This is a genomic window from Paenibacillus sp. FSL R7-0026 (genome assembly GCF_038004485.1).
GTDB classification, from domain to species: domain Bacteria; phylum Bacillota; class Bacilli; order Paenibacillales; family Paenibacillaceae; genus Paenibacillus; species Paenibacillus xylanexedens_A.
In genome coordinates this window covers 3,727,583-3,749,043 of record NZ_JBBORG010000001.1, presented here as the reverse complement: position 1 = coordinate 3,749,043, position 21,461 = coordinate 3,727,583, and the positions used below count along the sequence as shown (strand labels likewise).

At 43.9% G+C, this 21,461-nt stretch carries 17 protein-coding genes and 2 pseudogenes; 17 read left to right on the top strand and 2 right to left on the bottom strand.

Annotated features, from left to right (window positions below; genetic code table 11):
- Nucleotide 1: 1 nt before the first annotated feature.
- The 11 genes from mutL to glnA all read left to right on the top strand — a co-directional run bounded on the left by mutL (nucleotide 2) and on the right by glnA (nucleotide 14,071).
- The gene (mutL, locus tag MKY44_RS16520) at nucleotides 2–2,230 is read left to right on the top strand and encodes a DNA mismatch repair endonuclease MutL (RefSeq protein WP_341007901.1); all 2,229 of its coding nucleotides are present in this window, start codon (nucleotides 2–4) and stop codon (nucleotides 2,228–2,230) included.
- 17 nt (nucleotides 2,231–2,247) lie between these two features.
- Complete coding sequence (locus tag MKY44_RS16515) at nucleotides 2,248–3,033, top strand: class I SAM-dependent methyltransferase (RefSeq protein ID WP_036613556.1); 786 nt, start codon at nucleotides 2,248–2,250, stop codon at nucleotides 3,031–3,033.
- Nucleotides 3,014–3,976 (top strand): tRNA (adenosine(37)-N6)-dimethylallyltransferase MiaA, encoded by a 963-nt coding sequence (gene miaA, locus MKY44_RS16510; RefSeq protein WP_341007900.1) that lies wholly within the window; start codon nucleotides 3,014–3,016, stop codon nucleotides 3,974–3,976. The genes MKY44_RS16515 and miaA overlap by 20 nt, the downstream gene beginning before the upstream one ends.
- A gap of 373 nt (nucleotides 3,977–4,349) precedes the next feature.
- Nucleotides 4,350–4,592, top strand: coding sequence for an RNA chaperone Hfq (hfq, locus tag MKY44_RS16505; protein WP_017687918.1), 243 nt, complete (start codon nucleotides 4,350–4,352; stop codon nucleotides 4,590–4,592).
- A gap of 170 nt (nucleotides 4,593–4,762) precedes the next feature.
- On the top strand, nucleotides 4,763–7,423 hold the full coding sequence (locus tag MKY44_RS16500) for a PBP1A family penicillin-binding protein (protein WP_341007899.1): 2,661 nt from the start codon (nucleotides 4,763–4,765) through the stop codon (nucleotides 7,421–7,423).
- A gap of 300 nt (nucleotides 7,424–7,723) precedes the next feature.
- Nucleotides 7,724–8,287: a DUF402 domain-containing protein gene (locus tag MKY44_RS16495; RefSeq protein WP_036672757.1), complete on the top strand. Its 564-nt coding sequence runs from the start codon at nucleotides 7,724–7,726 to the stop codon at nucleotides 8,285–8,287.
- A 110-nt stretch (nucleotides 8,288–8,397) separates the two neighbouring features.
- Nucleotides 8,398–9,369 (top strand): AAA family ATPase, encoded by a 972-nt coding sequence (locus MKY44_RS16490; RefSeq protein ID WP_036613563.1) that lies wholly within the window; start codon nucleotides 8,398–8,400, stop codon nucleotides 9,367–9,369.
- A gap of 124 nt (nucleotides 9,370–9,493) precedes the next feature.
- On the top strand, nucleotides 9,494–10,780 hold the full coding sequence (gene hflX, locus MKY44_RS16485) for a GTPase HflX (RefSeq protein ID WP_341007898.1): 1,287 nt from the start codon (nucleotides 9,494–9,496) through the stop codon (nucleotides 10,778–10,780).
- An 83-nt stretch (nucleotides 10,781–10,863) separates the two neighbouring features.
- A complete protein-coding gene (locus MKY44_RS16480) occupies nucleotides 10,864–12,117 on the top strand; it encodes a methionine gamma-lyase family protein (protein ID WP_341007897.1) in 1,254 nt (417 codons plus the stop codon).
- 82 nt (nucleotides 12,118–12,199) lie between these two features.
- The gene (locus MKY44_RS16475; protein WP_017687924.1) at nucleotides 12,200–12,613 is read left to right on the top strand and encodes a MerR family transcriptional regulator; all 414 of its coding nucleotides are present in this window, start codon (nucleotides 12,200–12,202) and stop codon (nucleotides 12,611–12,613) included.
- A 129-nt stretch (nucleotides 12,614–12,742) separates the two neighbouring features.
- Nucleotides 12,743–14,071: a type I glutamate--ammonia ligase gene (gene glnA / locus MKY44_RS16470; protein WP_340962918.1), complete on the top strand. Its 1,329-nt coding sequence runs from the start codon at nucleotides 12,743–12,745 to the stop codon at nucleotides 14,069–14,071.
- A gap of 167 nt (nucleotides 14,072–14,238) precedes the next feature.
- Here glnA and MKY44_RS16465 read toward each other — a convergent pair whose 3' ends face one another.
- Together MKY44_RS16465 and MKY44_RS16460 are read right to left on the bottom strand one after the other, a co-directional pair.
- Nucleotides 14,239–15,144, bottom strand: coding sequence for a tyrosine-type recombinase/integrase (locus MKY44_RS16465; RefSeq protein ID WP_341007896.1), 906 nt, complete (start codon nucleotides 15,142–15,144; stop codon nucleotides 14,239–14,241).
- Between the two features lie 32 nt (nucleotides 15,145–15,176).
- Nucleotides 15,177–15,275, bottom strand: coding sequence for an Arm DNA-binding domain-containing protein (locus tag MKY44_RS16460; protein WP_341007895.1), 99 nt, complete (start codon nucleotides 15,273–15,275; stop codon nucleotides 15,177–15,179).
- Nucleotides 15,276–16,245: 970 nt separating this feature from the next.
- Between MKY44_RS16460 and MKY44_RS16455 the strand changes: the two genes are divergently transcribed.
- From MKY44_RS16455 to MKY44_RS16425, 6 genes and pseudogenes are all read left to right on the top strand, one after another.
- Nucleotides 16,246–16,368, top strand: a complete 123-nt coding sequence (locus MKY44_RS16455; RefSeq protein ID WP_341007894.1) for a hypothetical protein — start codon at nucleotides 16,246–16,248, stop codon at nucleotides 16,366–16,368.
- Nucleotides 16,369–16,668: 300 nt separating this feature from the next.
- Nucleotides 16,669–17,688, top strand: a complete 1,020-nt coding sequence (locus MKY44_RS16450; protein WP_341007893.1) for a phosphotransferase enzyme family protein — start codon at nucleotides 16,669–16,671, stop codon at nucleotides 17,686–17,688.
- A 411-nt stretch (nucleotides 17,689–18,099) separates the two neighbouring features.
- Nucleotides 18,100–18,312, top strand: coding sequence for a hypothetical protein (locus MKY44_RS16445; protein WP_341007892.1), 213 nt, complete (start codon nucleotides 18,100–18,102; stop codon nucleotides 18,310–18,312).
- 158 nt (nucleotides 18,313–18,470) lie between these two features.
- Nucleotides 18,471–18,638 (top strand): annotated as a pseudogene (locus MKY44_RS16440) (peptidase G2 autoproteolytic cleavage domain-containing protein); the annotation flags it as partial.
- Between the two features lie 129 nt (nucleotides 18,639–18,767).
- Nucleotides 18,768–19,593: pseudogene (locus MKY44_RS16435) on the top strand (IS30 family transposase); the annotation flags it as partial.
- Between the two features lie 543 nt (nucleotides 19,594–20,136).
- Nucleotides 20,137–21,438 carry an aldehyde dehydrogenase gene (locus MKY44_RS16425; protein ID WP_341007889.1) on the top strand — a complete coding sequence of 434 codons (1,302 nt, stop codon included), beginning with the start codon at nucleotides 20,137–20,139 and terminating at the stop codon, nucleotides 21,436–21,438.
- The last annotated feature ends 23 nt before the right edge of the window (nucleotides 21,439–21,461 follow it).

Here is a 21,461-nt window from a genome sequence, read left to right as displayed (position 1 = left end):
TGTGGCGAAAATACATGTGCTTGATGAACATATTGCCAACCAGATTGCGGCGGGTGAAGTGGTCGAACGGCCTGCTTCGGTTGTCAAAGAGTTGCTCGAAAACTCGGTGGATGCAGGCGCCACCAAGATTGAAGTGACGGTGGAAGAGGGCGGACTCCTCAGTATTCGTGTCAAAGACAATGGTTCAGGTATCGAGCCAGAGGATATGGAAACTGCCTTTTATCGTCATGCGACCAGTAAAATAGCCCATGGCCGAGATCTGTTCCAGATCACAAGTCTTGGATTCCGTGGCGAAGCCTTGGCGAGTATTGCCGCAGTATCCAAGGTAGAGGTATTGTCGGCAAGTGACAATGATGGGCGGGGGCGCCGCATCGTGATTGAAGGCGGGAACCTTGTCTCTCATGAAGATGCAACCTCACCCCAAGGTACAGATTTTGCAGTGAGAGAACTATTTTACAATACGCCAGCGAGACTTAAATATATGAAAACGATTCAGACGGAACTGGGACATATATCCGATGTCCTTTACCGGATGGCGATGTCTCACCCAAATATTTCGTTCAGACTGCGCCATAATGAGAATGTGTTGCTTCAGACGTTGGGCAACGGCGATCTCCTGCAAGTGGTTGCAGCGATCTATGGTACAAGTGCTGCCAAAGCGATGCTTCCCATACAGGGAGAAAGTCTGGATTACCGGGTGAGCGGGCTGATCAGCCTGCCAGAATGGACACGAGCGAATCGTAATGGTATGTCAACGATTGTTAATGGGAGATTTGTTCGCAATTACGGTCTCAATCAGGCGATTCTCAAAGCCTACCATACCTTGCTGCCCATTAATCGCTTCCCACTTGTCGTGGTGCAGTTGGAGATGCACCCCTCTCTTGTGGATGTGAACGTGCATCCGGCCAAGTTGGAGGTTCGCTTCAGCAAGGAACCAGAACTGTATGAATTTATAGAGACGACGTTGCGGGGTATACTCCGGCAGGAGGTATTAATTCCACAGGTCAAAAAACAGCAGATTCGACGTGGAGACGATAGTTCCTTTATCCAGGAGCAATTCCTCTTTCCACGTGGTCCGCTGAAAGATGCATCTGATGCAGAAGGATATGGGCAACAAGGTCCACTCGGGAAATCTACTGTTGCACCGCTGAAGTTGACTGCCGAAGATGATGATCTGGATTTGGATGCTCCGGCGGATGTGTCCACAGCACAGCCGGTATCTGAACAGGGTCACTCAGTGCCGTTGCCCGAAGCTCCACCTGAGGTTACACAGCCCCCGGAGCAGTTAGAAAGTTGGAACGGGGATATTTTGCAGAAGATTGCTAGTCATGGCGAGGGGCAGACATCCGCTAACGTGCAAGAAGGCACTAAGGATGTAAGTACAAGTTCAAATACAAGTTCTACCGAAACTGTTCCCAAATCTGACCTCTCTTCTCAAGATGGTGGGGATCGTGGAGCAACAGAAAAACCTTTGGCTGAAGGTAAACCAGCTACGTATCGCTCCGAATCCGTAAATTCACTGGTTAGGGAAGCTCGGTCAACCTACAACCCGTCTTCGATTGCAAGAGGGGAACGGACGTGGAAAACCTCAGGTCTGCCTGATGCCACTAAACTTGCTGCTGCCATTAAATCAGATGCATCCATGCCTGAATTTCCGGAGCTGAGTCTGATCGGACAGCATCATGGTACGTATTTGATTGCGCAAAATGACCAAGGTTTATATTTGATTGATCAGCATGCCGCTCATGAACGCGTGAATTATGAGTACTATTACGAGAAATTTGGTAACCCTGCCCAGGCCTCACAAGAGTTACTGCTGCCTATTACGCTCGAATTTACACCTTCGGAGACGGAAAAACTGAAAACAAGGCTGGCCTGGTTCGAACAGGCGGGTGTATATTTGGAACATTTTGGTGGACAGACGTTCCGTGTGCGCTCCCATCCGTTCTGGTTCCCCAAAGGGGACGAGAAAGACATTATCGAAGAAATGTCCGAATGGGTTCTTAGTGAACGCAGCATAGATGTGGCCAAGATGCGAGAAGCTGCATCCATTATGTGCTCCTGCAAGGCGTCCATCAAAGCAAACCAAAAGCTGACGGATCAGGAAGCGGAAGTGCTAATTCAGCGTCTGGGTTCATGTCGTCAGCCCTACACTTGTCCACATGGGCGGCCGATTGTGATTTCATTTTCAACATATGATCTGGAAAAATTGTTCAAACGTGTTATGTAGCTATTTAGGAGGAATCTATGTATATTACAACCGGTGAAAAGGAAGCGGCTTTACTTGTGGAGCGGGCCCGAAACCTTGCTGAAACAACAGGGGGTACTTACGTGCGCCGTAATAAAATGTCTCTGCCCATGATGATTGAACACTACGAGGCGGAGGAGGTTCTGGTTGTACTCCAGGGTAAAGTGCGTCTATTTCGGAAGGATTCACCGTTGCTGGAGTTCCACCCCAGCATGGGATTTGTTCGTGCCAAACGTATATTGCGAGGAGAACCTGATCCACTGCTGGAGGCGGGGGCGGTGAATGAAGGGGATACCATCATCGATTGTACAGCCGGACTGGGCACGGATGCACTGGTGTTCTCGGTTGCAGTGGGCAAAAGTGGACGGGTGATTGCATGTGAGAGCTCTCTTCCGCTATATACACTATTAGTGGAGGGGATGTCTCAGTATGAGACGATCAAGCCAGCGGTAAATGAAGCTTTCCGGCGTATTGAGCTGCATCATGCGAATCATCTCGATTTGCTTCGATCGTTGCCAGATCAAAGCTGTGACACCGTATATTTTGACCCCATGTTCCGTGAACCGATGATGGATTCAAGTGCTATACAGCCCTTGCGAGATTATGCAAATGCTCACGCGCTGGATGAACAGAGCATTATGGAAGCAAAACGGGTTGCCCGTAAACGGGTAGTCATGAAAGAAAAGCGCGGCAGCGCGGAGTTTGACAGGCTCGGATTTGAAATACTTGATCGGGCGAATGCAAAAACCCTGTACGGAGTGATTAATGTTGAAAGTGGAAGTTAAACCAAAAACAAAACCTAAACTGCTTGTGTTGGTTGGACCAACAGCAGTAGGCAAAACAAGAATGAGCATCGAGCTTGCCCAAGCTTTCAATTGTGAGATTATCTCAGGAGATTCGATGCAGGTATATCGTGAAATGGATATCGGAACTGCCAAGATTACCTCTGAAGAAATGAAGGGTGTACCCCATCATCTCATTGATATCCATGAACCGGAGTATCCGTATTCTGTGGCCGAGTTTCAGGAGAGTTGCACACGATTGATTAGTGAAATCCATGAACGCGGTAAAATGCCTTTTATTGTAGGTGGCACCGGTCTGTATGTGGAATCGGTATGTTACGGCTTCCAATTTTCGGATAGCGGTTCAGATGAAGCGTTCAGAGAGGAACAATTCAGCTATGCTGAGCTAAATGGAGCTCAGGCCCTTCATGATCGATTGAGGGAAGTTGATCCCGTTAGTGCGGATCGTCTGCATCCAAATGACCAGCGGCGAATTGTACGTGCGCTTGAGATCCATCATCTCACAGGAGAGAAGTGGTCTGATCAGCTGGCAGTACAGAAGAAAGAGTCGCCTTATGACCTTCTTATTGTTGGTTTGACAATGGATCGGCAGAAGTTGTACGCCCGGGTAGAAGAGCGGATTGATCTGATGATCGAACAAGGTCTGGTGGATGAAGTGAAGTCCCTGTTGGAACGTGGAGTGGCCAGAGGTCATATTTCCATGCAAGGGCTGGGGTATAAGGAGATTGCAGCGTTCCTGCAAGGGGAAGTGAGTTGGGAAGCTGCGGTTGAGTGGTTGAAGAGGGATACGCGTCGGTTTGCCAAACGGCAGCTTTCCTGGTTCCGCCATATGAAGGATATTGAATGGGTGGACATGACCGATACCCAGGATTTTGAAGGGAAATACAAGCAGATAAGTGAATTGATTACACGGAAATTTGATTGATTTGAGCGATGATTAATATTCTTCTGACAGGCATCGATTAGATCAAGATATGTAAACCTCTACCTTTTAGTCATCAAAAGGATAGAGGTTTTTATTTATCACTAGAACAGATGGTAGAGATTAAGTATTCGGCAAACAACGAATAAATGTGCTTTAAAATGAAGAATTTGTCCCTCTTTTGCAAAACAGACAAGCGGTGTATAATGGATAAGTCTTCTATTTGTTCACCTCGCTAAGAGTGGGGGTAAAATAGCAGACAAGGGGTTTTTGTGGATTATATGAAACTGTTCATGATATAATAGCACGAAAGCTACTCAGCGATATTGAATATTACTTGAACACGAATTCAAATGAACCAATGGGGGTACGGCTAATGAACAAGTCCATCAACATCCAAGATACGTTCTTGAACCAACTGCGGAAAGAAAATATTCCTGCTACGGTCTATCTGACCAACGGCTTCCAAATTCGCGGGACGATCAAGGCATTTGACAATTTTACGATCGTCATTGACAGCGACGGACGCCAGCAAATGGTCTACAAGCATGCCATCTCCACGTTCACGCCGCAACGCAGCGTATCGCTGATGCAGCAAGATAACAGCGGCGAAGCTTAAAAAAATTACGAAACCTTTTCACCAACCATTTCGTCTACAAGTATAGGTATTGAAACAGAGCAACCTGAATAAAGGGTTGTTCTTTTCATTCCGGGCAAAATATGTTTAATATATGCCTGAGCCTACAGACGATTAGAAATTATGCAACCGAAAGGGAGTCAGGAGGTAACATGCCAAACGATCCGTTGTCGAGGTCTAACAATCGCAACAACAATAACAAGTCACCCAAAAAAGCGAAGCCAAAGACCTCTAAAAAGAAAAAAATTACGGGTAAACGCGTTGGATGGACACTATTTTTCACAATGGCAATCGCCATATTCTGTGCACTAGGCGGATATTTATTTATTATGGTGAGTGGTGAAAATCTGCTCAAAGCCAATAAGGACAAAACCACAATTAATGAAACTTCAAAAGTATATGATCGCAATGGCCAATTAATGGGGGAGCTATCCATTCAGAAGCTGGAACCCGTCAAAGAAGATGATATTCCTGAGCTTGTGAAGCAAGCCTTTGTTGCGACGGAGGATAAACGCTTCTACGATCACCAAGGCGTGGATATTTGGTCCATTGGGCGTGCGGCGGTTAAGGATGTCATGGCTCGTTCCATGGTGGAAGGTGGTAGTACACTAACCCAACAGCTTGCCAAGAACATGTTCTTGTCCCGTGACAAAACGTTCTTCCGTAAAGCAACGGAAGTATCGATTGCCATGGCATTAGAGCGCAAGTACACAAAAGACGAAATCCTGACGATGTACCTGAACCGGATTTTCTTCGGTCATCAGCGTTACGGGATTAAAGCGGCATCTGAATTTTATTTTGGAGAAAAAGATCTGAATAAACTTGAATTGTGGGAAATTGCCACACTAGCAGCGATGCCCAAGGGGCCTTCTGCCTACAATCCTGTAAGCAATCCGAACGATTCCAAGGCACGACGTGGCGTTGTTCTCCAGCTAATGTATGATCAAGGCTACATTACGAAGGAAGAGATGGATAAAGCTAAAGCGGTAGATTATAACTACAAGCGACCAGAAAAAGACCAGAAATATCAAGCTTTTATTGATTATGTTCTCCGTGAAGCTGAACGTGTAACAGGCAAAACGGAAGATGATCTGAATATCGGCGGATACAAAATCTATACAACTATGGATGCTCAGGCTCAAACAGTCATGGAAACTGCCTTTACAGATGATAGTCTGTTTGAGGCAAGCAAAGACGATCAACAAGTCCAAGGTTCCATGGTTATCATGAACCATGAGAATGGTAGCCTCGTTGCCCTCCTGGGCGGACGGGATTATCAGACCAAGGGTTATAGCCGTGTAACGCAGAGTCGCAGACAACCGGGTTCAGCTTTTAAACCGATTGTATCTTATGCACCGGCGCTTGAATCAGGAAATTACAGTGCCAACTCGTCGCTGAGTAATGCGAAGCAATGTTTTGGTAACTACTGCCCTGGTAACTTGCATGGATATTCTTCAACGATCAGTATGACGGATGCCATTACGAAGTCGGAAAATATCCCTGCGGTTTGGCTGCTTGATAAAATAGGTATTAACACAGGCATTAATTTTGCCAAGAGTGTAGGTATACAGCTTACAGATGAAGACAAAAACTTGGCGATTGCCCTCGGTGGTCTAAGTAAAGGTACAAATACACTGGAAATGGCGCAAGCCTACAGTGCATTTGCCAACCTCGGAGAATACCGACAAGCCTATTCGATTAAGGAAATCAAGGATAGCGCAGGCAAAACCACGTACAAACACGATAACTCGGACACAACGCGTGTCATGAGCGAGCAAAATGCGTATCAGCTTACACAGATGCTGCAGAACGTTGTTAATGACGGTACAGGGCGTTCAGCGCGTCTGGATCGTCCGGTAGCGGGTAAAACAGGAACAGTTCAAAGTGGTATCTCTGGCAACAGTGCCAACCGTGATGTATGGTTTGTTGGATACACACCGGAATGGACTGCCGCAGTCTGGATGGGCTATGACAATCCGGATGCCAATCATATGCTTAAGAACAGCAGTAAGCTGTCAGCAGCTTTCTTTGCCAAAGTCATGGGAGATGCTTTAAAAGGCGTTCCAGTGAAGCAATTCAAAGCACCAGCTGGAGGGCAGGCACCTCCGCCAGTAGAAGAACCAGAAAAGTCGGCTCTGTCCGTTAGTGGGCTGAGTGGATCGTACGATCCAAATGCACAAACCGTCTCCCTGAGTTGGACTGGAACGGGTGACGCGAGTACGCAATATCGGATTTATCGGAAAGAAACATCTGAAGCCCAGTTCACTCATCTCATTGATGCAATAGGAGCGACCAATGCACAAGATTTAAGTGCGTTGCCTGGTCTAACCTATGAGTACTATGTGACAGCTTACGACTTGGCATCAGGACTTGAGACGGATCCTTCCAACACCATTTCCTTGATGATTGAAGCACAGGAAATGCCGCCGGAGGAACCTGATCCTGGTATAGACCCTGGAACAGAGATAGATCCTGAGCAGCCAGGTACGGAGAATCCGGACAATGGTTCACCGGATAATGGCAACTCGAACGGTAATAACGGTAATGGAAATGAAAATGGCAACAACGGAAATGGTAATGGTAATAACGGAAACAATGGCAACGGTGGTAATAACGGCGGAAACGGTCAACCTGGGGAAGGCAATACGACCCCGCCTGGTCAGGGCACAACAGATCCTGGCGGAAATGGTGAAGGTCCCGATGATGGGGCCGTAACAACGCCAGGCGAGGTTGTAACTCCGGACAGCGGAACAAGTGGGGATACTGGAGGGACAGATGCACCTGCAGATTCTCAAGCTGGCACCGGCGGCTAAGCGAATGAATCACTAAATAGCTACATTATAGCTACATTGAAAAAACTGCTTCCCGGGAAACCGGTGAAGCAGTTTTTTGTGTTATACGGAACCAACTGTAATGGAAGCTGATTTGATGAATAGGTGGGACAAAGCTTGATTTTGAGTGTAAACCTTAAATATGGTAAGCTGTAGCTATTCGTAATACGTTGTGCAAGGGCGGGCCCAGAGCGCTGGAATCCATCAGGCGGACGTTATTACATTGTTCACCAATAACATCAGAGCAGGTCACGGACCTGTAGTCGGCAAAGAGGGGTTCGTATGAAACGGAAATTCGGGGATCGCGCGAACTGGCGCCGGATTACGAACCGACAATTCACATGCCGGTTCGTTCAATCCAAAATTTTCACAGGTTATATTACGTTGTACACCATACAGGATTTGAAAGAACCTCTGTGGAAAACATATGGAGGCAGTACCTTCTGTATCGCAGATAAAGGTTATTCCTGGCTGCAATACTATCCGAAGGGAGAGCACTTTGTTGTTACAGCGATGTTTGACGATCAGGAACGAATTGTAGAGTGGTATATTGATACATGTCGTAGTCAGGGGATAACCGATCAGGGTGTTCCTTGGTTTGATGACCTGTATCTGGATGTCGTTGTACTGAAAGATGGAGAAGTATTTTTGCTGGATGAAGATGAGCTTGAAGACGCACTGTCACGGAAGCATATTACAACGGGTGATTATGACTTGGCTAACAAGACGGCTAAGGAACTGCTGCATGCCATTGATGCACATGTATTCCCATACTTTCAGTTATCACTGAAGCATAGGCCGAGTTTGTTTGAGAACGGAGAGTTTCGAAAAAACATTCAGATTTGAGACATCTACTTATCCGTAGAATTCTTCATGATCCTTCTAATATTGGAGCACCTGATAGAATACATTAATAATCAGGAGAGTTCAGCCCGATAAAATAGAGGTGATGGCGAATGAACGGACGGGTCATGGCTGCAGGAGAGCAACCAGGAGGCAGACCATCCAGACAAATTAATATTGTGTTGCGTAACCAGGAACCTCAGATGTTGGTCAAAGATGAAGCAGCGGCAGTACAGGCAGCCAAGAGTATAACCAAACATGCGCACTTCCAAGAGATACAGGGTGAATTGGAGCAACTGGTTGGACTTGAAAATATCAAAGACTTGGTGTTTGAGATCTATGCTTTTCTACAGATTGCTCAGATGCGTACCGAAGCAGGCTTACTTAGTGGTGCGCACGTGTATCATATGATCTTCAAAGGCAATCCGGGAACCGGTAAGACCACCGTGGCTAGGATCGTTGCCAAACTCTTTCAGAAGATGGGTGTGTTAAGTAAAGGTCATCTTATTGAAGTAGAACGTGCAGATCTGGTTGGAGAATATATCGGTCACACGGCGCAGAAAACAAGAGATCTGGTTAAGAAGGCACTCGGTGGGATATTGTTCATTGACGAAGCTTACAGTTTGGCCCGCGGTGGAGAGAAAGATTTTGGAAAGGAAGCTATTGATACGCTTGTAAAATCAATGGAAGACAATAAAAACCAATTTATCCTCATATTGGCTGGTTATTCAGATGAAATTGATTTTTTTCTCCAGACCAATCCCGGATTACCTTCCCGCTTTCCCATTCAAGTGGAGTTTCCAGACTATAGCATTGATCAGTTGATTCAAATCTCTGAGATTATGGCCAAAGAGCGCGATTATATTCTAATGCCACAGACCATACTCAAACTAAAGCAGCATTTGCTTCAGGAAAAAAATGATTCGCTGCATGCGTTCAGTAACGCCAGATACGTTCGTAATGCCATTGAGCGTTCGATCAGGCATCAGGCGGTTCGTTTGTTGGAACAATACTCGGAAGGCAGTCCAGGAAAACTGGAGCTGATGACAATCCGTACAGAGGATTTGAACTTTGAGCGAAAGTAAGCGATAATATAGTTTTTACACCAGCCGGCCGGGCCAACCGGTTCGGCTTAAGGTATGCCATGGCATATTCGTGGCAATGTAGATCAATGGATTAATTTAGTAATTAGAGGGAGTGAACATATACATGACAAATGGTACACATGATACAGATATGGTCAAAAAAGATCGTGCCGTCTTGGTGAGTCTTGTCACGGATGATGTAAAACGTACAGGTATCAACCCTGAGTACTCTTTAGAGGAACTGGTGAAACTTGCCGAGACAGCTGGAGTGGAAGTGCTAAGTGTACTTTCTCAGAACAGGGAAAAACGTGATACCAAATGGTTCATTGGTAAAGGTAAGGTGGAAGAGCTCCGTGCGATTGCAGAGGAACTGGGAGCAACTACGGCTATTTTTGATCAGGAATTGTCAGGTGCACAGGTTCGTAATCTGGAAGAAACACTCGACCTCAAAATTATTGACCGTACCCAATTGATTTTGGACATCTTTGCACAACGTGCCAACACTAGAGAAGGTATCATTCAAGTGGAATTGGCTCAACATAGCTATTTGCTGCCACGGTTGTCGGGTCATGGTAAGAACCTGTCCAGACTCGGGGGCGGAATCGGAACAAGAGGCCCGGGTGAAAGCAAGCTGGAGACAGACCGCCGTCACATTCGTGGTCGTATCGATGATCTGAAGCGTCATCTGGAAGAATTGACTCGTCATCGTAAATTGCATCGTGAACGCCGTAAAAAAACAGGTATTGTTCAGGTAGCCCTTGTTGGTTATACCAATGCTGGCAAATCAACCTTGCTCAAGCAGTTGACGGCTGCAGATGTGTATATTCAAGATCAGCTATTCGCTACATTGGATCCCACATCACGTACGATGGAACTTCCAAGTGGAAAAGAAATCGTACTTACCGACACGGTTGGATTTATTCAAAATCTACCGCATGATCTGATTGCAGCATTCCGTGCAACGCTGGAGGAAGTGAATGAAGCAGACCTGATCCTGCATGTTGTGGACGCCTCATCAGCTATGCGTGAAGATCAGATGCGGACGGTTAATACGATTCTGCAAGAACTTGGTTCAGGGGACAAGCCGCAGTTAGTCCTGTATAACAAAAAAGATGCGTGCACACCAGAGCAGCTTGAGATGCTTCCATTGGATAAAGGCCATATTAAAGTAAGCGCATTGGACTCGGAGGATCTGCTTAAAATCCGTGAATTCATTCAGACAGAGTTGACAGGTGATACGAAGCGCTTCCGTATTCCAGCAGAACGTGGTGATCTTACGTCGGTACTCTATAAAATTGGTGATGTTGTGGAGACCAGCTTTGAAGAGAATGATGTCATTTATGAAGTTGAATTGCAAAAAGGTGAATATGAGAAATTTGGTTATATGCTTGAAGAATTCATTGAATTGTAATATTCATGACATATTGATGTGATAAGTTACACGATAATGGATATTCGACGTCAGATTCGTGCTATGAAGGGGAATGAAGTAAGATGGTAAGCTTTGATTCAGAAATATCTGAACTTCAACGTCAAGTGGAGCGTCAGATTGAAGGACAACTGCAACAGATTGATCGGATCACAGATCACAATCAATGGAAGGTGATTAATGCTTTCCAACAGCGAAAAGTAAGTGATTTTCACTTTGCAGGTTCAACAGGTTATGCCTATAACGATCGTGGGCGTGAAGTGCTTGATGAAGTATATGCTGATGTATTCGGCGCGGAAGCCGCGTTGGTGCGTCCTCATTTTGCTTCAGGTACTCATACGATTAGTACAGCTCTCTTTGGAGTTTTGCGTCCAGGTGACGAATTATTGTACATCACGGGTAAGCCTTACGACACATTGCATAAAGTTATTGGCAAACCCGGTGATGGCACAGGTTCATTACGCGATTTTGGCATCGGTTACCGTGAGACGGCCTTAACTGATGAAGGTGGAGTGGACTGGACAGCAGTTGAAAAAAGCATTACACCGGCTACAAAAGTCATTGGAATTCAACGTTCACGTGGTTACGACTGGCGCTCCTCCTTCTGTGTTGCTGAGATTGCTGACATGGTTACGCGTGTTAAAGCGCTTAAGGGAGATGTCATCGTATTCGTAGATAATTGTTACGGTGAATTCACGGAGGAACTTGAACCGACAGAAGTCGGAGTTGATCTGATGGCCGGATCACTCATCAAGAATCCTGGTGGAGGCATTGCGGAAACCGGTGGATACATATGTGGGAAGGAACAATACGTACAGCTGGCAGCTTATCGTCTAACAGCCCCTGGAATTGGGGGAGAGGTTGGAGCAATGCTGGGGACAACACGTGGCATCTACCAAGGACTTTACATGGCACCGACAATTGTAGGACAAGCTATCAAAGGAAGTACGTTTGCTGCTGCGATGTTTGCTGAATCCGGATTTGTAACCAAACCCGCCTGGAATGAAGCTCGCACAGATCTGATCCAGGCTGTTAAGTTTAGCTCTGCCGAGCATCTGATTGCCTTCGTGCAGGGGATTCAGCGTGCAGCAGCTGTGGATAGTCATGTGGTTCCTGAACCGTGGGATATGCCTGGTTATGAGCACCCTGTCATTATGGCGGCAGGTACGTTCATTCAGGGTGGAAGTCTGGAATTATCAGCCGACGCGCCTATTCGGGAGCCGTATATCGGGTATATGCAAGGCGGATTAACGTACTCTCATGTCAAATATGGCGTTTTGATGGCGTTACAGACGATGAAAGATCGTAAATTATTGTGAGTTTATCTAACACGTCATTGACACTTGGTAATAACTAAATGTACAATAGGGTGAAGAATAGATGACTGGAAGGTTGATGAACATGGGTGATGAAATCCGCAGAAATATGGCCTTATTCCCAATTGGTATTGTAATGAAACTTACGGATCTGTCTGCACGTCAGATTCGTTACTATGAGCAGCACAGCTTGATCGTTCCTGCGAGAACGTCAGGTAATCAACGGTTATTCTCTTTTAATGACGTAGAGAGATTGCTAGAGATCAAGGCTTTGATTGAAAAAGGAGTTAACATCGCGGGCATCAAACAAGTGATGAATCCTGTTTCAAAAGAATCCGAGGAAGCTACAGTGATCACGCCAGATACTGAAGTTAAACGCAGAGAGCTGTCCGATACGCAGTTGCACCGCTTGCTGAAGCAGCAGCTAGTATCAGGTAAGAGACCAGGACAAGTATCTCTCATTCAGGGAGAGCTTTCCCGATTCTTTAATAAAAATTAAATTCGCATAACTTGGCGAGTGAGGGGAAAACACGTACTTTTGGTGTGAGACTCCTTGACCCGTGGAACTTTCTAATGTACAAATATAACAGGCAAGCCAAATACGCAGATAAGAAAGGGAGAGGTTATAGTGAGTTATACAAAAGAAGACATTCTCCGCATTTCGAAAGAAGAAAACGTACGATTCATTCGATTGCAATTTACTGATTTGCTTGGAGCTATCAAAAACGTTGAGATTCCTGTGAGTCAGTTGACTAAGGCTCTGGATAACAAAATGATGTTCGATGGATCTTCCATTGAAGGTTATGTACGTATTGAAGAGTCCGACATGTACCTCTATCCAGATCTAGATTCTTGGCTTATTTTCCCATGGGTTGCAGAGAACCGTGTTGCACGTCTGATTTGCGACGTATATCTTCCGGATGGTAATCCGTTCCCAGGAGATCCACGTGGCATCTTGAAACGAAACCTGCAGGAAGCCCAAGATATGGGATTCACTTCCTTTAACGTTGGTCCTGAACCCGAGTTCTTCTTGTTCAAAACAGACGAAAAAGGAAACCCAACTAACGAATTGAATGACCAAGGTGGTTATTTCGACCTTGCGCCTACGGATCTTGGTGAAAACTGTCGTCGTGACATCGTTATCACACTTGAAGAAATGGGCTTTGAGATCGAAGCTTCCCACCATGAGGTAGCTCCAGGTCAGCATGAGATCGACTTTAAATATGCTGATGCTCTGAAAGCTGCTGACCAGATCCAAACGTTCAAACTCGTTGTTAAAACGATTGCACGTCAGCATGGTTTACATGCTACATTCATGCCAAAACCGTTGTTTGGTATGAACGGATCCGGTATGCACTGTAACCAATCCTTGTTCAAAGGCAATGAGAACGCATTTGTTGATGAGTCGGACGAGTTGGGTCTGAGCAAAACTGCTCGTCACTTCATGGCTGGAACTCTGAAGCATGCGCGTGCATTTGCAGCAATTACTAACCCAACTGTGAACTCATACAAACGTCTTGTACCAGGTTATGAAGCACCTTGTTATGTAGCATGGTCTGCTAGTAACCGTAGCCCAATGATTCGTATTCCAGCTTCCCGTGGTCTGAGTACACGTGTTGAGGTTCGTAACCCGGATCCGGCTGCTAACCCTTACCTGGCTTTGTCTGTTCTGTTGAAAGCAGGTCTGGACGGAATCAAACGTGAGCTTTCCTTACCAGCTCCAATTGACCGTAACATCTACATCATGTCAGAAGAAGAGCGTGTGGAAGAAGGCATTCCAAGCTTGCCAGCTGACCTGAAAGAAGCATTGAATGAATTGATCCGCAGCGAAGTCATCTGTGATGCTCTCGGCGACCACGCCTTGGCTCACTTCTATGAGCTGAAAGAAATTGAGTGGGATATGTATAGAACACAAGTCCACCAATGGGAACGCGATCAATATATTACTTTGTACTAATTGAATAAACCTTGTAACTACGGGGTTTTGAAGGAATGAACCGGGGGACGTTTTGAGGGAATTGCACTTCTATTGAGGTTGCGTCCCCCAAACGTCCCCCGGTTTTTGATTTTCTGATCCAAAAATACGGGAAGTATACTCTTCATACTTATCAATGTTACGCTTTTCTAACTTCTTGGAAATATAAGCATACACATCTGATGTAATTTGCACACTCGATGCCCAAGCTGCTCTTGTACAAATTTTATGTCAGCCCCAGCTTCAAGCATAATCACTGCATAGGTGTGCCTTAAGGAATGAATCGTTAAATCTTCACTCAAACAAGCCTTTCTCAAAATTCTCTTTGAAGCATTAAAGAGACTAGATTTAGGCATCGGACTACCGTCATTCTTGCACAAGACCAGATTTAAATCGTGTCTGTACATTGACTCTCCTAAATTTATTTTATTTTGATTCTGCCATGAGGCATGATATCTCAAATCATTTATGATGCCGTTACTTACACTAATGGTGCGTGTAGATTTTTTGGTTTTTGTATCTCCGAAAAGTTCATCCTCTTCTGCGGCTTGAAAATCGAGTGTTTCATCCACGCGGATCGTCTTTTCTTTGAAATTGATATCCGACCACTTGAGAGCGGCAGCTTCACCTTTTCGTAAACCCGTTTCAATGAGCACTTTGAAGAAAATCCAATAAATGTACGCATCACCTCGAGCCGTATGAAGAAATTTGGGAATGTCCTCTGAATCAATGAATTGGATCGTCTTCTTTTTGTGCTCTCCTTTAATAATTGAACCTTTACATGGATTTCGTAATATTTTCCCTTGAATCAACGCATGCTCTATGGCTGAGTATACAGTGGAGTTGGTGATCTCGACCGTACGCTTGCTGAGTCCCTTTTTAAACAGAGAGTCCAAAAAGACCTGATACATATCTGGTTTTAAATCTTTGAGCATCAGACGCTTAAAATAAGATTTAATATGGGTGTTTAAGTTATTCTCATGTTGTTTGATCGTATTCTTTCGTACAACTCCTTTTTTGTAGTTATCTATCCAATTTCGAATGTAATCGATCAAAGAATGTCTGTCTGTTCGAACCCTTGCTTTAGCTACCTTAAAAATTCAGCAGCAGCTAGTTCAGCCTCTGGTTTAGTTCGAAAACCAGACTCGGATTTCTCTTTTTGTTGTTGAGTGAACGATCGGTGCACTTTAACCGATACCTCCAGCCCCTTTTCAATTTCTTGAAACTTGCCAATTTCATTCCTCCTACTAGAATGTTAGTTTTTTTTGTGTGTAAAACCGTATCACAGCGGTGTAAGCGTAAGTTAATCAATTTTGAGCAGAGTAGTGAAATGTTCTGGGTTAAAGATGAAAAAGGAGAAAGAGCTTCGAATTAGAGTCGGAAAAGATATTTTAAAAAAATCATCAACAAACGAGCCTTCGCTAACTAAGGCTCGTTTGTGCAGGAGTCATATTTGGCTCCAATAACTATGTTTGGCTTAGTGCAGAGGTTTCTTGCGGAAAAGTAACTAAAACAATTCCACCCTATTTCACAGGATTTTACAATACTTTAGCTTTAAAGTTCTTGTCCTTGGTTCGAGACCAGAACTTGTACCGATTGCCGAAAAGGAAATGATCTGATTACCGATTAGATAAGTATTTAACTACTTGTCACTGCTCTAATTCATTAAGCTAGCGGGCAGTTTAGTTTAAGATTAACTGCGGTGAACCATATCATCGCTAGTGATAAAGCAGAGAATTGAACTGGATATCGCATCGGCAACGCTGAGTTTGCAGGAAGGAGCTTAAAGTATTCACGTACTCGATACATGTGGAGTGTCTAATATTGATGGTCCGTAAGGAATAGATGAGATGTGACAGTTTAGATCAAACGACTTAATTGTATAGTGTTGACACTTCGCCCACTTGGAGTAATATGTTACTATTGAGATAGCATTCTATTTCCAATGAAGACATATTTTAGTTTGAATGTTATCTATGAAGGGGAGACACTATGACAATGTTCGAGATATGTTCTATGCAAAGTCTATTTTATGAACAACGGCGGTTGTTTGTATAGAGCTAATAATATAAGTAACCGCGTAATCCGGATAGTGATAATTGTTATAGTATAGACTTTGCTACCTTAAAATTCAACTATTTTAAGGAGCGGCTATCATGAGATATGTAAATGCCGACATCATCTTTCCAGAAGAATTACTAAATGAAATACAAAATTATATTAACGGTGGATTCGTTTACGTCCCTAAATCAAAAGGTTTGCGTAAAAAATTGGGGTGAAAATTCAGGCAGTAGAAAATTTTAATCTTAGAAATGATGAAATCCGGCGAAAGTTTCTCGATGGTGACACTATCGAGAAACTTTCAGATCGATTTTGCTTTTCAAGCGATACTATTAAAAAGATCGTTTATACAAAATAATAGTTTAACAAAAGTCGCATTGGAAGAAATTCTAATATGACTTTTTTGTGTATAGTATAGTTTAAATTGTTTACTACATATTTTCAAGCTTTTACTATCGTTATAATAACATATAAGAGAAGTAGTTGATTTACTTCATAAAACTGTAGGGGGATAACAAATGAATGATTTTTTTAGATTTGATACTGATGAAGAACGGCGGGCGTTATTAATCAGAGCAAGGAAAGTCGCTTTATCTGCAATTCGAAAGTATGACTTAGAATGGGATAACATCCAGTTTATTCAACTATCCGATACGATCACGTATAAAATTGAAACCAGTACAGATAACAATTATTTACTTCGCATTCATTCGGACCGATTAAGCAGAGAGGAAATTCGTTCGGAGCTCCAACTGTTACAAGCCCTGAACAAATCGAAAAATCTAACTGTACCAGAAGGGATGGCAAATTGTGATGGTATTTATGTATTGGACATCGAAACAGAGATAGGATATAGGCGCCCTTATGTAACGATGATGCGATGGATAGAGGGTGAAAAAGCAGCAGGTGAATTTACAGATAGTCAAGCATATAATATGGGTGTATTGATGAGCAGGCTCCATGAAGCAGCAAAGGATTTCAATCCACCTTCTGATTTTGTAAGACCTACTTGGGGAGTAGAAAGTTTTAAACGTGAAATGGCTAAGTTGGAACGTTATTATGAACGTTTTTTATCCGAAGAGGGATGGAAGCTGTATCAAGATGCAGCTGAGAAGGTTGTATCCCAACTTAACACGATGCATCCAAGTGAACATAACTATGGGCTCATTCATGGTGATTTACATACCGGTAATATGGTTTTTGAGGATAATCAACCCTATCCGATTGATTTTGGAAGATGTGGGTACGGATATTATCTCTACGATATGGCAGGCACCATATTGGAGCTTTGGCCAAAGCATCGATGGATGCTTATCCAAGGTTATGAGAGTATTAGGAAGTTGGAAACGGACTATATTCGGGATCTGGAATGTTTTTTTGTCATGTTCATGATCGAGAACACCTGCCATCACTCCTCTGATCCAAGAGAAACAACCAGTTTAATCGATGAACAAAAGTATGCCCAAGCATACATAAGAGAATATTTAAATGGTAATCCATTTTTATTCGAAGTGATCGAGCCTGTAAATGTGGATTAATACTAACCGATACCGGGCTAAAATAATGATATCTTATGGTGATGATTTACAATAGGTCGCTGTTTAGAGTGTTTGTTCATATCATCAAGTTTTAAAACGTGAGCTATGACTTCGAGTTTATATAAGATCTACTTGTGTACTTAGCGCTGAAACTTTTCTGTTTATTATGAAGATTTATGCTTATTCATGAAGTTTGTCCGATCCAATTGTTCTTCAGCTTCTCTAGTTCCCCTTCATTTTCGGGGTGTATTTTGACGGAGCTGTTTGGGTCGTTTCATGATTTTTTAAACTGGCATTGAGTTGGAATGAAGGCGACTCGAATTGGTGGGTCGTCTTTTTTTCTTTTCTAGGGGCTTGATGGTTTGCGCCGGATGTTCAGGTCAGCGAGATGCAAAATACGGTTGAGGCATTATGGAAGATCGAGCCTTTATATGGAAAGCATCCGTCCTATACGGAGAGTACGTATGCGGTAAAGTTAACAACGAAGCTGGAGGGGGAGCTTCGAAGTGCTCCTTGGTCATCGATTTGAGGGATAAGTTCGATGAGTTCCTCAGAGAATTTAATGTTTTTGGAAGTATGGAGAAGGCAGAGCTGCATCAAACCATTGATTATGTGAAGCTTTAAACTTCATATTCTGCAGAATTAGCATAATGTATTTATTAAGAACCCCTTTTATATCTTTAAAGCCTCCTAATCCAATTGGACACTCGAAGCCACCTCAGATACACTAAATGAAATGAGGAGAGCGTCCATGAAAAGATGGAAACGGGGAGGTAACAGTACCATCACACACGTTGAAAACAGCATTAATCAATCCTCAGTATGATCCTTTACAGACTTACGTTTCTAGGTTGGAGCGTCCAGAATGGGTAGCTGTAGGAATGATGGGAAAACTTCTGATAAGAGATGATGGCACATGTCGAGAGAACGGGTACTGTATAGAACGTTAGTTCTTTTTTGTGTAGACGGATTGTAATATGAAGTGCGACACCTACTGGAAATAAATAAAAAAGAGCCCATGGCTGGATTCATGTAGAATGAAGGTTCCTACACCACATTCACACAAGGAGAATCCAGCCATGAGCTACAGACATCTTAGCATAATTGAACGAGCAAGCTAGAAATCCTACACCAGCAAGGCAAAAGTTCACGAGCAATGGCAAGGGAACTGGGCAGATATCCTTCGACCATTTGCCGTGAATTAGAGCGTGCAGCTTCATCTGGATCCTATCAGGCGGGGCCAGCTCAAAGTGCTTATCAGGAACGTCGTAAGGCTTCGATACCTAACGGTAAATGGTCCGATACTCTGGCTGCTTCACTGGAGGAAAAACTTGAGGCCACATGGTCTCCAGAACAGATTATTGGACGTTTTCGCTTCGATGGTCTACCTGTAGTCTCTTTCAAAACCATCTATCGCTGGATTTACACGGGGAGGCTGGTTCGAGGTATACTACACGTTCTGAGGCACAAAGGGAAGCGTCAGAAACCCACTGAAACTCGCGGTAAATTTACGGTTGGAAAGTCTATTTCGAATCGCCCGAAGGAAGTCCGTTCTCGTGAAACGTTTGGAAACTGGGAACTGGATACCGTAGTTTCAGGGCGTGCGAAAAGTAAAGGGTGCGTAGCCATGATCATTGAACGGATGACACGTCTGTATACGGCGATTCTCATGCCGATCGGACGGCATTGTCCATGGAAATCGCATTGGGTGTAGCCATCTCACAATACCCCCAAGGGACATTCCTCACCGCCACCGCTGACCGTGGCAAGGAATTTGCTTACTATGCCAGTGTGGAAACTACTCATGGCCTAGACGTTTATTTTGCTGATCCGTACTCCTCCTGGCAACGCGGATCCAATGAAAATGGGAATGGATTACTCCGAGAGTTCCACCCCAAGGGTACTAAATAAGAATATATCCACTCTAAACAGATTTGGACGATCATGAAATGCAGCGGATCAGTGAAATACTAGATGACTCTTTTATATAGAAGTAGTACAAGTTGATTTGATATTATTTCACCCTTTCTTCTAAGACCGCTCTCAGGAGTAGTTGTTGGATTAAAATCTGCTCTCTGAAAGCAAATTGTCAAAACATGTCCCCTGATTCTTCTTCATTTGCCCCACGTAACATTTTTGTGTTTATCTGTAACCAAGGCTTACCTTTATAACAAACACATTCGTTCGTCGATTTAGATGATCGCAAAACTCACTTTTCATTAATGTTAAACTGTCTGAAGCAAAAGATTTAAATCAAACTTCCTTAGAAATTCTGATTGCCACGAGATAGAAAGGAATACTAGCATTCACACATTTAAAATTGCAAACATCGTCCAAATACATACAAATGGATGTTTCAACTGTATGTTGAAAGTTTCATATAGAAGAGGTATACTTTAATTAAATTTTGAGCGATTTAATTTTAAATAATTAATTGGAGATGTTATTATGGATCAGGCAAAACAACTAGTGACAGAACAACGTACATTTTTTTATACAGGACAAACTAAAAAGATCGAGTATCGAATTAATGCGCTTCAACAGCTTAGAAAAGGAATTGAAAAGTATCAGCAACGGATTCAAGATGCACTTCGGGCAGATTTGAACAAATCTGAGGCGGAAGCTTACGGTTCCGAGATTCGCATTGTTCTGGGTGAACTGGATTTTGCATTAGAACATCTGCAGGAATGGGCTGCACCTAAACAAGTCCCAACCAATTCGGTTATGCCGGATGGGGTCAGTACCATTTACCCTGAACCATACGGAGTGGCTCTTATTATTGCACCTTGGAACTATCCTTTCCAACTGGCCTTTGGTCCACTGATTGGAGCAATTGCAGCTGGTAACTGTGCAGTTATTAAGCCTTCTGAATTAACACCAGCCGTATCTCGTCTGACGTATGATCTGATTCAGGAGATCTTCCCTCAGGAGTATATTGCGGTCATGGAAGGAGAAGTCGAAGCTAGCACGGCATTGTTAAAAGAGAAGTTTGATTATATTTTTTTCACAGGTAGCACGGGTGTTGGTCGCATTGTTATGAAGGCAGCTGCGGAGCACTTGACTCCTGTAACTCTTGAGTTGGGCGGCAAGAGCCCTGCTATTGTCCATAGTGATGCAGATCTGAAGCTGGTGGCCCAACGTATTGTTCGCGGTAAATTTCTGAATGCAGGGCAAACATGCGTTGCTCCGGATTATTTGCTTGTGCATGAACAAGTTCATGATGAACTGATCGATATGATTGGCGCAGAGATCAAAGATAAATTTGGGGATGATGTGTTACAGAACGCTGATTTCCCGCATATTGTTAACGCGCGTAACTTTGATCGGTTGTCGAAATTCCTCACAGATGGCAAAACGCTAATTGGTGGGCGTTCTGTATTTGAGCAGTTGCTTATTGAGCCGACTGTACTTGGAGATGTGAACTGGGAATCACCTGTTATGCAAGAAGAAATCTTCGGTCCGATTCTTCCTGTATTTACCTACAGTAACCTGAACCCGATGCTGGATGAGATCGTTCGCCGGCCAAAACCATTGGCACTATATCTCTTCACACAGGATGAGCAGCTGCAGGATCAGGTTCTGAATCAAGTATCCTTCGGTGGGGGATGTATTAATGACACACTTTCTCATATGACTTCACACTATCTCCCGTTTGGTGGTGTAGGAGAGAGTGGGATGGGCTCATATCACGGACAACAGAGCTTTGATGTGTTCTCGCATCACAAAAGTGTTCTGAAACGCAGTGAATAATTAGCCGCTAAAATAACATAAAC